The organism is Pseudomonas sp. PAMC 26793 (genome assembly GCF_000313235.1).
Taxonomy (GTDB): domain Bacteria; phylum Pseudomonadota; class Gammaproteobacteria; order Pseudomonadales; family Pseudomonadaceae; genus Aquipseudomonas; species Aquipseudomonas yamanorum.
The window spans coordinates 344,785-359,963 of record NZ_AMXG01000045.1 but is presented as its reverse complement, the minus strand read 5'-3'; the positions used below and the strand labels follow the sequence as shown (position 1 = coordinate 359,963).

The following is a 15,179-nucleotide window of genomic DNA, read 5'->3' as shown; positions in this document are numbered from 1 at the left end:
TGGAATAAGAAAGGACTTCATGAAACGTCTGCTGCTAACTGCGGTTCTCACCGTATTGATGATCGCCGAAGTTCACGCCGAGTCCTTCACCATCTCCGATATTCGCGTCAACGGCCTCCAGCGGGTTTCCGCGGGTAGCGTCTTTGGTGCCTTGCCGTTGAACGTCGGGGAACAGGCTGATGACCGTCGCCTGGTGGAATCCACTCGTGCGCTGTTCAAAACCGGGTTCTTTCAAGATATCCAACTGGGTCGCGAAGGTAACGTCCTCGTCATCACCGTCGTCGAGCGGCCTTCTGTCGCCAGTATCGAGATCGAAGGCAACAAGGCGATCTCCACTGAAGACCTGATGAAAGGCCTCAAGCAATCGGGCCTTGCCGAAGGCGAGATCTTCCAGCGTGCCACCCTCGAAGGCGTGCGTAACGAGCTGCAACGCCAGTACGTTGCCCAGGGCCGTTACTCGGCAACCGTCGAGACCGAAGTGGTACCGCAGCCGCGTAACCGCGTCGGCCTGAAGGTCAACATCAACGAAGGCACCGTGGCGGCGATCCAGCACATCAACGTGGTGGGTAACACCAAGTTCTCCGATGATGACCTGATCGACCTGTTCGAGCTCAAGACCACCAACTGGCTGTCGTTCTTCAAGAACGATGACAAGTACGCCCGCGAAAAACTGTCCGGTGACCTGGAGCGCCTGCGTTCCTACTACCTGGACCGTGGCTATATCAACATGGATATCGCTTCGACCCAGGTGTCCATCACCCCGGACAAGAAGCACGTCTATATCACCGTCAACGTCAACGAAGGCGAGAAGTACAAGGTTCGTGACGTCAAGCTCAGCGGTGACTTGAAAGTGCCTGAAGACCAGGTCAAGTCCCTGTTGCTGGTGCAGAAAGACCAGGTGTTCTCGCGCAAGCTGATGACCACCACGTCCGAACTGATCACCCGTCGTCTGGGTAACGAAGGCTATACCTTCGCCAACGTCAACGGCGTACCGACCCCGCACGACGAAGACCATACCGTAGACATCACCTTCGTTGTAGACCCGGGCAAGCGTGCCTACGTGAACCGCATCAACTTCCGTGGCAACACCAAGTCGGCTGACGAAGTGCTGCGTCGCGAAATGCGTCAGATGGAAGGTGGCTGGGCGTCGACTTACCTGATCGACCAGTCCAAGGTTCGCCTCGAGCGCCTGGGCTTCTTTAAGGAAGTCAACGTTGAAACCCCGGCTGTACCGGGCGTGGATGACCAGGTTGACGTGAACTACGCCGTAGAAGAGCAAGCCTCCGGTTCGATTACCGCCAGCGTCGGTTTCGCCCAGAGTGCCGGTCTGATCCTCGGTGGTTCGATCACCCAGAACAACTTCCTCGGTACCGGTAACAAGGTTTCCATCGGCCTGACCCGAAGCGAATACCAGAGCCGCTATAACTTCGGTTATGTCGACCCCTACTGGACTGCTGACGGTGTGAGCCTGGGCTACAACGCCTTCTACCGCACCACCGACTACAAAGACCTCGACGTCGACGTTGCAAGCTATGCCATCGACAGCTTCGGTGTGGGTGCCAACATTGGTTACCCGATCAGTGAGACCTCGCGTCTGACCTTCGGCCTGACCGCGCAACAGGACAAGATCAAGACCGGTGTGTACACCGTGGATGAGATCTTCAACTTCGTGCGCAAAGAAGGCGACCAGTTCCTGAACTTCAAGGCTTCGGCCGGCTGGTCGGAATCGACTCTGAACAAAGGTGTCCTGGCAACCCGTGGCCATTCCCAGAGCTTGACTCTGGAAGCCACCACGCCGGGCAGCGACCTGTCGTTCTTTAAACTCGACTACCGTGGCCAGTTGTTCCAGCCATTGAGCGAAAACTACACCATGCGCCTGCACACCGAGTTGGGTTATGGCGACGGTTATGGTTCGACCAGCGGCTTGCCGTTCTATGAGAACTACTATGCGGGTGGTTTCAACTCGGTACGTGGTTTCAAGGACAGCACATTGGGGCCTCGTGGTACTCCAAGCCGTGGCGCGGACGTGACCGGTAACCAGGGTACTATTGCCGATACTGACACCAGCGCGCTGCCGTTCGGTGGTAACGTGCTGATTCAAGGTGGTGCGGAAATATTGTTCCCGCTGCCATTCGTCAAGGATCAACGTTCCCTGCGTACTTCTGTTTTCTGGGATGTGGGTAACGTGTTCGACTCCAAGTGTGAACAGGTCACCAACCCGAATGGCTCGAAGTCCAACACCCAGTGTAACGATGTGAGCTTCAGCAACCTGGCAAGCTCTGTCGGTGTCGGTGTGACTTGGGTTACCGCTCTTGGCCCGTTGAGCTTTGCTCTGGCCATGCCGGTCAAGAAACCGGATAACGCTGAAACCCAGATTTTCCAATTCTCCCTCGGCCAGACGTTCTAAGCGTCTGACCCAAGATAATGACAACGGATTCTGTAGGAGTGCATCGTGCGTAAGTTGACTCAATTGGTTCTCCTGGCGACTGTCCTGGTAGCGACCCCGGCCTTTGCCGAAATGAAGATTGCTGTTCTGAACTATCAGATGGCCCTGCTGGAATCCGATGCGGCCAAGAAATACGCCGTGGATGCCGAGAAGAAATTCGGTCCTCAGCTGACCAAGCTGAAGACGCTGGAAAGCAGCGCCAAGGGCATCCAGGATCGTCTGGTAGCCGGTGGCGACAAGATGCAGCAAGGCGAGCGCGAGCGTCTGGAGCTTGAATTCAAGCAAAAGGCCCGTGACTACCAGTTCCAGTCCAAGGAACTGAACGAAGCCAAGGCTGTTGCTGACCGCGAAATGCTCAAGCAGCTCAAGCCGAAACTCGACAGCGCTGTGGAAGAAGTCATCAAGAAAGGTGCCTTTGATCTGGTATTCGAACGCGGTGCAGTCATCGACGTTAAACCTCAGTACGACATCACCCGTCAGGTGATCGAGCGCATGAATCAGCTGAAGTAAGCCATGACTGCGACTATCAAGCTCGGTCAATTGGCCGAGTTCCTGGGGGCCACCTTGCGTGGCTCTCCGGAGAAGGAAATCACTGGGCTAGCCACCTTGCAGGAGGCTGGCCCAGCTCAGTTGAGCTTCCTGGCAAATCCTCAATACCGTAAATACCTGGGCGACAGCCACGCCGCGGCCGTGTTGCTGAAGGCTGCTGATGCCGAAGGGTTTGCCGGGGATGCGCTGGTTGTTGCCGATCCGTACCTGGCGTATGCCCGGGCATCGCACCTGTTCGATCCAAAACCCAAGGCAGCCGCCGGTATCCATCCTTCGGCGGTGATCGCGGATGACGCGCAGGTTGATCCTGCCGCGAGCATCGGTGCTTTTGTGGTGATCGAAAGCGGCGCCCGTATCGGACCGGGCGTAACGGTGGGTGCTCAGTGTTTTATCGGCGCCCGCAGCGAGATTGGTGCCGGTGGCTGGCTGGCCCCGCGTGTGACCCTGTACCACGACGTGCGTATTGGTGAGCGTGTGGTGATTCAGTCAGGTGCCGTGATCGGCGGCGAGGGCTTCGGCTTTGCTAACTCGAAGGGTGTCTGGCACAAGATTGCCCAAGTGGGCGGTGTGTTGATCGGCGATGACGTTGAAATTGGCGTCAACACCGCTGTTGACCGCGGGGCATTGGCCGATACCGTCATTGGTAACGGCGTGAAACTGGATAACCAGATTCAGATCGCCCACAACGTGCAGATTGGCGATCACACCGCTATGGCCGCCTGCGTGGGGATCTCCGGCAGCACCAAGATCGGCAAGCATTGCATGCTCGCCGGCGGTGTTGGCCTGGTGGGCCATATCGAAGTGTGCGACAACGTATTCATCACCGGCATGACCATGGTGACCCATTCGATTACCGAACCTGGGTCCTATTCATCCGGTACGGCCATGCAGCCTGCGGCCGAATGGCGCAAGAGCGCGGCGCGTCTGAGGCAGCTCGACGATATCGCTCGGCGCCTGAAACATCTGGAAAAGCGTGTTGGGGACGTGACCCCTGGCGGTAATGCTTCATCAGATGGCTGATACCATTTCCATATCAAGTGTGCACAGCCGCTAGACTGCCTCCTTGATTTGCTAGAGGGGCGTGCCTTAGTCCGCACGCTCCCAATCTTTATTACAGGCTTCCCCCCGAAATGATGGACATCAACGAGATTCGCGAATACCTGCCTCACCGTTACCCGTTCCTGCTGGTGGACCGTGTAGTGGACCTCAATGTTGAGGAAAAGCGCATTCGTGCCTACAAGAATGTCAGCATCAACGAACCGTTCTTCAACGGTCACTTCCCTGCGCATCCCATCATGCCAGGCGTATTGATCATCGAAGCGATGGCCCAGGCTGCCGGTATCCTTGGTTTCAAAATGCTCGACCTGAAGCCTGCCGATGGCACGCTCTACTATTTCGTGGGCTCCGACAAACTGCGCTTCCGCAACCCGGTTACCCCGGGTGACCAGTTGATCCTGGAAGCCAAGTTCATCAGCTGCAAGCGCCAGATCTGGAAGTTCGAATGCCAGGCGTCGGTCGACGGCAAGCCGGTGTGCTCGGCTGAAATCATCTGTGCGGAACGCAAACTATGAGTTTGATTGACCCTCGCGCAATCATCGATCCGACGGCCGTACTGGCCGCCGACGTTGAGGTCGGCCCTTGGTCGATCGTCGGCGCAGGTGTGGAAATCGGCGAGGGAACAGTCATCGGGCCGCATGTGATCCTCAAAGGCCCGACGCGCATTGGCAAACACAACCGCATCTATCAGTTCTCATCGATAGGCGAAGACACCCCGGACATGAAGTACAAGGGTGAAGAAACGCGTCTGGTAATCGGTGATCACAACATCATCCGTGAAGGCGTGACCATTCACCGCGGTACCGTTCAGGACCGCGCCGAGACCACCCTGGGTGATCACAATCTGGTGATGGCCTACGCGCACATCGGCCATGACAGCGTCATCGGCAACCACTGCATCCTGGTCAACAACACCGCGTTGGCCGGCCACGTGCACGTTGACGATTGGGCGATTCTGTCCGGCTTCACCCTGGTGCATCAGTACTGCCATATCGGCGCCCACAGCTTTTCCGGCATGGGTACCGCCATTGGCAAGGATGTTCCGGCATTCGTCACGGTATTCGGCAACCCGGCCGAAGCCCGCAGCATGAACTTCGAAGGCATGCGCCGTCGGGGCTTCAGCGAAGACGCCATCCACGCCCTGCGCCGCGCCTACAAGGTGGTTTACCGCCAGGGGTTGACGGTTGACCAGGCGTTGATCGAACTGACGGAGCCCGCCGCATTGTTTCCGGAAGTCGCGATATTCCGTGATTCGATCCAGTCGTCGACTCGCGGCATCACCCGCTGATCATGGCCAAGCTGCGTATAGCGTTGGTGGCCGGAGAAGCTTCCGGCGATATTCTCGGTGCAGGCCTGATGCGGGCCCTCAAGCTCCAGCATCCTGCGGTTGAATTCATCGGTGTCGGCGGTCCACTGATGCAGGCTGAAGGCCTCACGTCCTACTTTCCCATGGAGCGCTTGTCGGTCATGGGCCTGGTGGAAGTGTTGGGTCGGTTGCGTGAGCTGCTGGCTCGGCGCAAAAAGCTGATCCAGACCCTGATCGAAGAAAAGCCCGACGTCTTTATCGGAATCGACGCTCCGGACTTCACCCTCAATATCGAACTCAAGTTGCGTCAGGCCGGGATCAAGACCGTGCATTACGTCAGCCCGTCCGTGTGGGCGTGGCGGCAAAAGCGCGTGCTGAAGATTCGCGAAGGCTGCGACCTGATGCTGACCCTGCTGCCGTTCGAGGCCCGGTTCTACGAAGAGAAGGGCGTGCCGGTGCGGTTTGTCGGCCACACCCTGGCCGACACTATCCCGCTTCAGGCGGATCGTGGTGCGGCGCGTGCCGAACTGGGCTTGGCTGACGGGCCGTTGGTGGCGCTGATGCCGGGTAGCCGTGGTGGCGAAGTCGGTCGTCTCGGCGCGCTGTTTTTTGATGCTGCCGAACGTCTGCAGGCGCTTAAGCCGGGTGTGCGCTTCGTATTGCCATGCGCCAGTCCTCAGCGCCGTGCACAAATTGAAGAATTGCTGGTGGGGCGCAACTTGCCGTTGACCCTGCTCGACGGCGGCTCGCACCTGGCCCTGGCTGCCTGCGATGCGGTGCTGATCGCGTCCGGCACTGCGACCCTGGAAGCCTTGCTCTACAAACGGCCGATGGTCGTGGCCTATCGCCTGGCGCCGCTGACCTACTGGATTCTCAAGCGTATGGTCAAAAGCCCCTACATCTCCCTGCCCAATTTGCTGGCCCAGCGTCTGTTGGTGCCCGAGTTGTTGCAGGACGAAGCGACGCCTGAGGCGTTGGCGCAAACCATGCTTCCGTTGATCGATGGCGGCGAAGAGCAGACCCGTGGTTTCGACGAAATCCACCGCACCTTGCGTCGTGATGCGTCGAACCAGGCGGCAGATGCTGTGCTGACCTTGATCGGCCATAAACAGGAAACCCTATGAAGACGCAAATGGGCCTGGATTTCAGCCTGGTCGCCGATGCCCTTGATCTGGTAGCCGGTGTTGACGAAGTCGGTCGCGGCCCGCTGTGTGGCGCAGTCGTCACCGCCGCAGTGATTCTCGACCCGAACCGCCCGATCCTCGGCCTGAACGATTCGAAGAAGCTCACCGAAGCCCGTCGAGAAAAACTCTACGACGAGATCTGTGAGAAAGCCCTGAGCTGGCACATCGCTCGGGCTGAGGTTGAAGAAATCGACGAACTGAACATCCTGCACGCCACCATGCTGGCCATGCAGCGCGCTATTGAAGGCCTGCACATCACGCCCAAAATGGCGATGATTGACGGCAACCGCTGCCCGAAGCTGACGATGCCGGCTGAAGCGGTGGTCAAGGGTGATAGCAAGGTGCCGGCGATTGCCGCTGCATCGATCCTGGCCAAGGTCAGCCGTGACCGTGAGATGGCGGCTTTTGAATTGATCTACCCGGGCTACGGCATCGGCGGGCACAAAGGTTATCCAACGCCCGTTCATCTGGAAGCTTTGGCGCGGCTGGGCCCGACCCCGATCCACCGCCGCTCGTTCGCCCCGGTTCGCCAGGCTTACGAAGCGCGGGAGAGTCTCATCGAGGTTTAGTCGCGAGGCTGATGTTTTGCTCAAGGCCCGGTACAATCCGGGCCTTGTTGTCTCCACGTTTTTAGACAGGATCACTATGCCGGCTTCATTCGTTCACCTGCGCCTGCACACTGAATACTCCCTGGTCGACGGCCTGGTACGGATCAAACCCCTGGTCAAAACCCTGGTGGGCATGAACATGCCTGCCGTGGCGGTGACTGACCAGAACAACATGTGCTCCCTGGTCAAGTTCTACAAGGCCGCCATGGGCGCCGGCATCAAGCCGATCTGCGGCGCCGACCTGTGGCTGTCGAACAAAGACCCGGATAACCCATTGAGCCGCATCAGCCTGTTGGCGATGAACGGCGTGGGTTATCGCAACCTCACCGAACTGATTTCCCGTGGCTTCATCGATGGCCAGCGCAACGGCTCGATCATCATCGAGCGCGAATGGGTGGCCGAGGCCAGCGAAGGGCTGATCATGCTCTCGGCGGCCAAAGAAGGTGAGATTGGTATTGCGCTGTTGGGCGGCAATCCTCACGAGGCAGAAGTACTCGCCCGTGAGTGGATGGCGGTGTTCCCCAACCGTTTCTATCTGGAAATCCAGCGCACCAACCGCCCCAACGATGAAGAGCAGTTGCACGCCGCCGTAGCCCTGGCTGAAAAGCTTGGCGCGCCGCTGGTGGCGACCAACGATGTGCGCTTTATCAAGAAGGAAGACTTCGAGGCCCACGAAACCCGCGTATGCATCGGCGAAGGCCGGGCGCTGGACGATCCGCGTCGCTCGAAAAACTACAGCGAAGAGCAGTACCTCAAAAGCGCCGATGAAATGGCCGAGCTGTTCAGTGACCTGCCCGAGGCCCTGGAAAACTCCGTCGAAATTGCCAAGCGCTGCAATATTGAAGTGAAGCTGGGCAAGCACTTCCTGCCCAACTTCCCGATTCCTGATGGCATGACCATCGACGAGTATTTCCGCAAGGTCTCGTTCGACGGTTTGGAGGAACGCCTGAGTGTCCTGCTGCCCAAGGACACCACTGAAGATTATGAAGCCAAGCGCCAGGTCTACGTCGACCGGCTGAATTTCGAGCTGGATATCATTATCCAGATGGGGTTCCCCGGTTACTTCCTGATCGTAATGGACTTTATCCAGTGGGCCAAAAGCAACGGCGTGCCGGTGGGCCCAGGCCGTGGATCGGGTGCCGGGTCGCTGGTGGCCTATGTGCAGAAGATCACTGACCTCGACCCGCTGGAATATGACCTGCTGTTCGAACGTTTCCTTAACCCGGAACGGGTATCGATGCCCGACTTCGACGTCGACTTCTGCATGGATGGTCGCGACCGGGTTATTGAATACGTGGCCGAGAAATACGGCCGCAACGCCGTAAGCCAGATCATCACCTTCGGTTCCATGGCGGCGAAAGCGGTAATCCGCGACGTGGCCCGGGTGCAGGGCAAGTCCTACGGCCTGGCTGACCGACTGTCGAAGATGATTCCATTCGAAGTCGGCATGACCCTGGAAAAAGCCTACGAGCAGGAAGAAATCCTGCGGGACTTCATCAAGGTCGATGAAGAGGCGGCCGAAATCTGGGACATGGCGCGCAAGCTCGAAGGCGTGGTGCGTAACGTCGGTAAACACGCCGGTGGTGTGGTTATCGCGCCTACCAAGCTGACTGACTTTTCGCCGATCTATTGCGACGAAGAAGGCGACGGCCTGGTAACCCAGTTCGACAAGGATGACGTGGAGGCGGCCGGCCTGGTGAAGTTCGACTTCCTCGGCCTGCGGACCCTGACGATCATCGACTGGGCGCTGAAGACCATCAACCGCGACCGCGCCAAGGTCAACGAGCCACCGCTGGATATCGCGTTTATCCCGCTGGACGACAAACCGACCTACAGCCTGCTGCAAAAGGCTGAAACCACGGCCGTGTTCCAGCTTGAATCCCGCGGCATGAAAGAGCTGATCAAAAAGCTCAAGCCCGACTGCCTGGAAGACTTGATCGCGCTGGTGGCCCTGTTCCGTCCGGGCCCGCTGCAATCAGGCATGGTGGATGACTTCATCAACCGTAAGCACGGACGTGCCGAGCTGGCTTACCCGCACTCCGACTACCAGTACGAAGGCCTCAAGCCAGTACTGGCACCGACCTACGGCATCATCCTGTATCAAGAACAGGTGATGCAGATTGCTCAGGTCATGGCTGGCTATACCCTCGGCGGCGCGGATATGCTGCGTCGAGCCATGGGTAAGAAAAAGCCCGAGGAGATGGCCAAGCAGCGCGGTGGCTTCATTGAGGGCTGCGCCACCAACAACATCGACGCCGACCTGGCCGGTAACATCTTCGACCTGGTAGAGAAATTCGCCGGTTACGGCTTCAACAAATCCCACTCCGCCGCCTACGGCCTGGTGTCGTACCAGACGGCCTGGCTGAAGGCTCACTACCCGGCGCCGTTCATGGCCGCGGTACTGTCTGCGGATATGCACAACACCGACAAGGTCGTGACCTTGATCGAAGAAGTGCGGACCATGAAGCTGCGCCTCGACGCGCCGGACGTGAACACCTCCGAGTTCAAGTTCACGGTCAACGACGAAGGCCGCATCATTTATGGCCTCGGTGCGATCAAGGGCGTGGGCGAAGGCCCGGTGGAGGCGATTACCGAAGCGCGTCAGGACGGGCCGTTCAAGGACCTGTTCGACTTCTGCGCCCGGGTCGACCTCAAGCGCATCAACAAACGTACCCTGGATGGCTTGATCCGAAGCGGTGCCCTGGATCGTCTGGGTCCGTACTTCCATGATGAGCCAAAGGCTTACCAGGCCAACATCGACCGCAATCGCGCGGTATTGCTGACCGCCATGGAAGAAGCGATCAAGGCCGCCGAACAGACCGCGCGCACCCACGACAGCGGCCACGCCGACCTGTTTGGCGGGCTGTTCGTCGAAGACGACGCTGACGTCTACGCCAACCATCGCAAGGCCAAGGACCTGACCCTCAAGGAGCGCCTCAAGGGCGAGAAGGACACCTTGGGCCTGTACCTCACCGGTCACCCGATTGACGAATACGAAGGTGAAATCCGGCGTTTCGCCCGCCAGCGCATCATCGACCTGAAGCCGGCGCGGGATACCCAGACCGTCGCGGGCATGATCATCGCGCTGCGGGTGATGAAGAATAAAAAGGGCGACAAGATGGGGTTCATTACCCTCGACGACCGCTCGGGCCGGATCGAAGCGTCGCTGTTTGCCGATGCATTCCACTCCGCCCAGTCGCTGTTGCAGACCGACGCGATGGTGGTGGTGGAAGGGGAGGTCAGCAACGACGACTTCTCCGGCGGCCTGCGCCTGCGGATCAAGCGCGTGATGAGCATGGAAGATGCTCGCACCAACCTGGCCGAAAGCCTGCGCTTGAAGGTCAAGACCGATGCGCTCAAAGGCGATCAGCTACGCTGGTTGGGTGACTTGCTTAAACGCCACCGTGGCGCCTGCCCGGTGACCATGGAGTACACCCGCGACGATGCCAAGGCGATGTTGCAGTTTGGTGAGACGTGGCGAATTGATCCCGCTGATGGCTTGATTCAAGCATTGCGTGACCAGTTCGGGCGTGACAACGTCTTCCTCCAATACCGTTGACGGTCAGGCCGTACAAAGAACGCCTGATCTCGACCGAACATTTAATCTCGACCTAACCGCGCCTCTCCCTTAAGGTAGGGCGCGAATAGACAACCGGCTGGCCAGGCACCCCTTGGCCGTCGACCCAAGACGGACGCTTATGAACCCGAATTTTCTTGATTTCGAACAGCCGATCGCTGACCTGCAAGCCAAGATCGAAGAGCTGCGCCTGGTCGGCAATGACAATTCGCTGAATATCGGCGATGAAATCGCTCGCCTGCAAGACAAGAGCAGCACGCTTACCGAAGACATCTTCGGCAAGCTGACCAGCTGGCAGATCGCGCGCCTGGCCCGCCACCCGCGCCGTCCGTACACCCTGGACTACATCGAGCACATCTTCACCGAGTTCGATGAACTGCACGGCGACCGTCACTTCTCCGACGACGCCGCCATCGTGGGCGGTATCGCTCGCCTGGACGACCAGCCAGTGATGGTGATCGGTCACCAGAAAGGCCGTGAAGTGCGCGAGAAAGTCCGTCGCAACTTCGGCATGCCGCGTCCTGAAGGCTACCGCAAGGCTTGCCGCCTGATGGAAATGGCCGAGCGCTTCAAGATGCCGATCCTGACCTTCATCGACACCCCGGGCGCCTACCCGGGTATCGACGCTGAAGAGCGCAACCAGAGCGAAGCGATTGCCTGGAACCTGCGGGTGATGGCTCGCCTGAAGACCCCGATCATCGCTACCGTGATCGGCGAAGGCGGTTCCGGCGGTGCGCTGGCCATTGGCGTCTGCGACCAACTGAACATGCTGCAATATTCGACCTACGCGGTGATCTCGCCGGAAGGTTGCGCCTCGATCCTGTGGAAAACCGCCGAGAAAGCGCCGGATGCCGCTGAAGCCATGGGCATCACCGCAGATCGCCTGAAAGGCCTGGGTATCGTGGACAAAGTGATCGCCGAGCCATTGGGCGGCGCCCACCGTGACCCGGCTGCCGCTGCCGCGACCATTCGTGCTGAACTCAGCTCGCAACTGGCGATGCTCAAGAAGTTCGACAACGAGGCGCTGCTGGCCCGTCGTTACGAGCGACTGATGAGCTACGGTCTCTAAGCCGACGCGTTACTGAATGTGGGGGCGGGCTTGCTCGCGAAGGCGGTGATTCAGTCAATATAGTTGGCGACTGACACACTGCATTCGCGAGCAAGCCCGCTCCCACATTTGCCTTGTGTATGCTGGTTACCGCATTCCAGTTTGATGGCGTACTTTGCTATGAAGCCCAACTTGACCGCCAAGCTCCTGCAAATCCTCGCCCCCTGGCGCAACGCCCCGGCCTGGCATATCGCCTTCTCCGGCGGCCTCGACTCCACCGTCCTGCTGCACCTCCTGGCCACGCTGGCCAAAATCGACAAGCTTCCGCCACTCAGCGCTATCCATGTTCATCATGGGCTGCAAGCTGCGGCTGATGCGTGGCCGGCCCATTGCCAGTCCGTGTGCGACGCCTTGGGCGTGCCTCTGCGGGTGATCCGCGTGCAAGTGCAACAAGGCGCAAGCCTGGAGCGCGCGGCCCGTGAAGCGCGGTATCAGGCGTTTGCCGAGGTCATCGGGGCAGGGGAGTTGCTGATTACGGGCCAGCACCGCGACGATCAGGCTGAAACCTTGCTGTTTCGCTTGTTGCGTGGGGCCGGCGTACGTGGACTGGCGGCGATGCCTGTGCAGCGTCCATTGGCGGGTGGCTACCTGGTGCGGCCCTTGCTGGATGTGTCTCGCGCCGAGCTTGAAGCCTACGCCCGCGAGCATCAATTGACCTGGATCGAAGACCCCTCCAACGCCGACCCGCGTTTCTCCCGCAACTACCTGCGCCACCAGGTTTTCCCGCGCCTGACCGAACGTTGGCCCCAAGCCGTCAGCACCATGGCCCGCAGCGCCGAACATTTGAGCGAGGCCCAAGGCTTGCTCGACGAACTGGCACAAATGGACCTGCTGACCGCCAGCCAGCCCTCGGCGTTTCCCTGGCTCGTATTGCCCTCGCTGACCCTTGAACCGCTTGCCGCGCTCTCCGAGGCCCGCCAGCGCAACGCACTCATGCACTGGCTGACACCGCTGACACGCTTGCCCGACAGCGAGCACTGGGCCGGCTGGGCGAACCTGCGCGATGCCAAGGAAGACGCACAGCCGCTGTGGTGTCTGGCTGACGGTCAATTGCACCGTTGCGGTGGGCTTATCTGGTGGTTACCCGCCAGCTGGTCGGATTTTTCTGACGCATCGGTGAGCTGGTCACAGCCGCAAAACCCACTACAGTTACCCGGTAACGGCCAACTGCACTTCAGCGGCAGCGCACCCGAAGGTCCCTTGAGCGTCCGTTATCGTCAAGGCGGCGAAATCATGGAATTGCCAGGCCGGGGCCGGCGTGACCTGAAGCGGTTGCTTAACGAAAGTGCCGTGCCAGGCTTCATCCGTGGCAGATTGCCGCTGCTGTATCAGGGCCAACAATTGCTGGCTGTGGCCAGCCTGCCGGGGCTTGCGGCAGGTGGCGGTACCGACTGGCAATTACATTGGATGCCACCAACCTGCGATCAAGGTTTGAGCTGATAGAGCCTTTCCGGTAGACTACGCTCCCTTCTTGATACAACTTCTGTGGATTCGCCTGAATCGCAGCAGTTGCCGATTACCAAGCAGTCTTTGCTGGGCGATTCCAAAAAATGTGTAGCGATCAACGTACCGGTGTTTCATTGCTGGTCTGTCACAACGCGGCGGTTTTTTTGAAAGGTGCACTGTGATTAATGCAGGTGATCGGGGGCTTCGGCCTTCCTTCGCTTTCCCCGGCGGCTCGGACCGCTTTAACGCAGACTTCTAGGGTTTTTCATGACGCGCTACATATTCGTCACGGGCGGTGTTGTTTCTTCATTGGGGAAAGGCATTGCCTCCGCTTCATTGGCGGCCATCCTGGAGGCGCGGGGACTTAAGGTCACCATGCTCAAGCTGGACCCGTACATCAACGTTGACCCGGGCACCATGAGCCCGTTCCAGCACGGTGAAGTGTTCGTCACTCACGACGGCGCCGAGACCGACCTGGACCTGGGCCACTACGAGCGGTTCATCCGCACGACCATGACCCAGAACAACAACTTCACCACCGGCCGTGTCTACGAGCACGTGCTGCGCAAGGAGCGCCGTGGTGACTACCTGGGTGCAACCATCCAGGTGATCCCGCACATCACCGACGAAATCAAGCGCCGCATCATCAAGGGTGCAGGCGATGCCGACGTGGCGATGGTCGAGATCGGTGGCACCGTAGGTGACATCGAGTCCCAACCGTTCCTCGAAGCCATCCGCCAGTTGCGTTTCGAAGTCGGCGCCAAGCGCGCGATGCTGATGCACCTGACACTGGTGCCCTACATCGCCACCGCAGGCGAAACCAAAACCAAGCCTACCCAGCACTCGGTCAAGGAACTGCGTTCCATCGGCCTGCAGCCGGACGTGCTGGTCTGCCGCTCCGATCACGCGATCGACATCGCGTCCCGTCGCAAGATCGCCCAGTTCACAAACGTTGAAGAACGTGCGGTGATCGCCCTGGAAGACGCCGACACCATCTACAAGATCCCGGGCATCCTGCATTCCCAGGGCCTGGATGATTTTGTCGTCGAGCGTTTCGGCCTGCAGTGTGGCGGCGCCGATCTGTCCGAGTGGGAAGCCGTGGTCGATGCCAAGCTCAACCCTGAGCATGAAGTCACCATCGCCATGGTCGGCAAGTACATGGAGCTGCTGGACGCTTACAAGTCGCTGATCGAAGCGATGAGCCATGCGGGCATCAGCAACCGTACCAAGGTCAACCTGCGCTACATCGACTCCGAAGACATCGAGAACCAGGGCACTGCGTTGCTGGAAGGCGTTGACGCCATCCTGGTTCCGGGCGGCTTCGGTCTGCGTGGCGTGGAAGGCAAGATCACTGCCGTCCAGTACGCTCGTGAGAACAAGGTGCCTTACCTGGGTATCTGCCTGGGCATGCAAGTGGCGGTCATCGAGTTCGCTCGTAACGTAATGGGCTGGAAAGACGCCAACTCCACCGAGTTCGATCGCACCAGTGGTCACCCGGTCGTGGGCCTGATCACCGAGTGGGAAGATGCCACCGGCGCCGTCGAAACCCGTACCGAAGCGTCCGACCTGGGCGGCACCATGCGCCTTGGCGCGCAGGATTGCCTGCTGGAGCCGGGTTCGCTGGTTCACGATTGCTACGGCAAGGACGTGATCGTCGAGCGTCACCGTCACCGCTACGAAGTGAACAACAACCTGCTGCCGAAAATCATGGAAGCCGGCCTGAAAATCTCCGGTCGTTCCGGTGATGGCGCACTGGTTGAAGTGGTTGAAGCACCGGATCATCCATGGTTCGTGGCTTGCCAGTTCCACCCGGAGTTCACATCGACCCCGCGCGACGGCCACCCGTTGTTCAGCGGCTTCGTTAAAGCAGCACTGACGCAACATCAGAAGAAGGCGTAA

At 59.3% G+C, this 15,179-nt stretch carries 11 protein-coding genes; all 11 read left to right on the top strand.

The window, feature by feature from the left end; genetic code table 11:
- The first annotated feature begins 19 nt into the window (after positions 1 to 19).
- The 11 genes from bamA to D109_RS0125695 all read left to right on the top strand — a co-directional run bounded on the left by bamA (position 20) and on the right by D109_RS0125695 (position 15,179).
- Entirely contained in the window at positions 20 to 2,407 is a 2,388-nt protein-coding gene (gene bamA / locus D109_RS0125745; RefSeq protein ID WP_017479410.1) for an outer membrane protein assembly factor BamA, read from the top strand.
- 45 nt (positions 2,408 to 2,452) lie between these two features.
- Positions 2,453 to 2,956 carry an OmpH family outer membrane protein gene (locus D109_RS0125740; protein ID WP_003219314.1) on the top strand — a complete coding sequence of 168 codons (504 nt, stop codon included), beginning with the start codon at positions 2,453 to 2,455 and terminating at the stop codon, positions 2,954 to 2,956.
- Positions 2,957 to 2,959: 3 nt separating this feature from the next.
- A complete protein-coding gene (gene lpxD, locus D109_RS0125735; protein WP_017479409.1) occupies positions 2,960 to 4,015 on the top strand; it encodes a UDP-3-O-(3-hydroxymyristoyl)glucosamine N-acyltransferase in 1,056 nt (351 codons plus the stop codon).
- A 110-nt stretch (positions 4,016 to 4,125) separates the two neighbouring features.
- Complete coding sequence (gene fabZ, locus D109_RS0125730; protein WP_003172281.1) at positions 4,126 to 4,566, top strand: 3-hydroxyacyl-ACP dehydratase FabZ; 441 nt, start codon at positions 4,126 to 4,128, stop codon at positions 4,564 to 4,566.
- Complete coding sequence (gene lpxA, locus D109_RS0125725; RefSeq protein WP_003219308.1) at positions 4,563 to 5,339, top strand: acyl-ACP--UDP-N-acetylglucosamine O-acyltransferase; 777 nt, start codon at positions 4,563 to 4,565, stop codon at positions 5,337 to 5,339. Before fabZ ends, lpxA begins: the two co-directional genes overlap by 4 nt.
- Before the next feature lie 2 nt (positions 5,340 to 5,341).
- Positions 5,342 to 6,481: a lipid-A-disaccharide synthase gene (gene lpxB / locus D109_RS0125720; RefSeq protein WP_017479408.1), complete on the top strand. Its 1,140-nt coding sequence runs from the start codon at positions 5,342 to 5,344 to the stop codon at positions 6,479 to 6,481.
- Positions 6,478 to 7,110 carry a ribonuclease HII gene (rnhB, locus tag D109_RS0125715; RefSeq protein WP_017479407.1) on the top strand — a complete coding sequence of 211 codons (633 nt, stop codon included), beginning with the start codon at positions 6,478 to 6,480 and terminating at the stop codon, positions 7,108 to 7,110. Before lpxB ends, rnhB begins: the two co-directional genes overlap by 4 nt.
- A 76-nt stretch (positions 7,111 to 7,186) precedes the next feature.
- Positions 7,187 to 10,708: a DNA polymerase III subunit alpha gene (gene dnaE, locus D109_RS0125710; protein WP_017479406.1), complete on the top strand. Its 3,522-nt coding sequence runs from the start codon at positions 7,187 to 7,189 to the stop codon at positions 10,706 to 10,708.
- Positions 10,709 to 10,847: 139 nt separating this feature from the next.
- Entirely contained in the window at positions 10,848 to 11,795 is a 948-nt protein-coding gene (locus D109_RS0125705) for an acetyl-CoA carboxylase carboxyltransferase subunit alpha (protein ID WP_010176746.1), read from the top strand.
- Between the two features lie 159 nt (positions 11,796 to 11,954).
- Positions 11,955 to 13,274 (top strand): tRNA lysidine(34) synthetase TilS, encoded by a 1,320-nt coding sequence (gene tilS, locus D109_RS0125700; RefSeq protein WP_017479405.1) that lies wholly within the window; start codon positions 11,955 to 11,957, stop codon positions 13,272 to 13,274.
- A gap of 273 nt (positions 13,275 to 13,547) precedes the next feature.
- Complete coding sequence (locus D109_RS0125695) at positions 13,548 to 15,179, top strand: CTP synthase (RefSeq protein WP_003219298.1); 1,632 nt, start codon at positions 13,548 to 13,550, stop codon at positions 15,177 to 15,179.

What these genes read in the sequence shown, in the direction of transcription:
- bamA (WP_017479410.1), top strand. Translation starts at nt 20, where the DNA reads ATGAAACGTCTGCTGCTAACTGCGGTTCTCACCGTATTGATGATCGCC.
- lpxD (WP_017479409.1), top strand. Translation starts at nt 2,960, where the DNA reads ATGACTGCGACTATCAAGCTCGGTCAATTGGCCGAGTTCCTGGGGGCC.
- fabZ (WP_003172281.1), top strand. Translation starts at nt 4,126, where the DNA reads ATGATGGACATCAACGAGATTCGCGAATACCTGCCTCACCGTTACCCG.
- lpxA (WP_003219308.1), top strand. Translation starts at nt 4,563, where the DNA reads ATGAGTTTGATTGACCCTCGCGCAATCATCGATCCGACGGCCGTACTG.
- lpxB (WP_017479408.1), top strand. Translation starts at nt 5,342, where the DNA reads ATGGCCAAGCTGCGTATAGCGTTGGTGGCCGGAGAAGCTTCCGGCGAT.
- rnhB (WP_017479407.1), top strand. Translation starts at nt 6,478, where the DNA reads ATGAAGACGCAAATGGGCCTGGATTTCAGCCTGGTCGCCGATGCCCTT.
- dnaE (WP_017479406.1), top strand. Translation starts at nt 7,187, where the DNA reads ATGCCGGCTTCATTCGTTCACCTGCGCCTGCACACTGAATACTCCCTG.
- D109_RS0125705 (WP_010176746.1), top strand. Translation starts at nt 10,848, where the DNA reads ATGAACCCGAATTTTCTTGATTTCGAACAGCCGATCGCTGACCTGCAA.
- tilS (WP_017479405.1), top strand. Translation starts at nt 11,955, where the DNA reads ATGAAGCCCAACTTGACCGCCAAGCTCCTGCAAATCCTCGCCCCCTGG.
- D109_RS0125695 (WP_003219298.1), top strand. Translation starts at nt 13,548, where the DNA reads ATGACGCGCTACATATTCGTCACGGGCGGTGTTGTTTCTTCATTGGGG.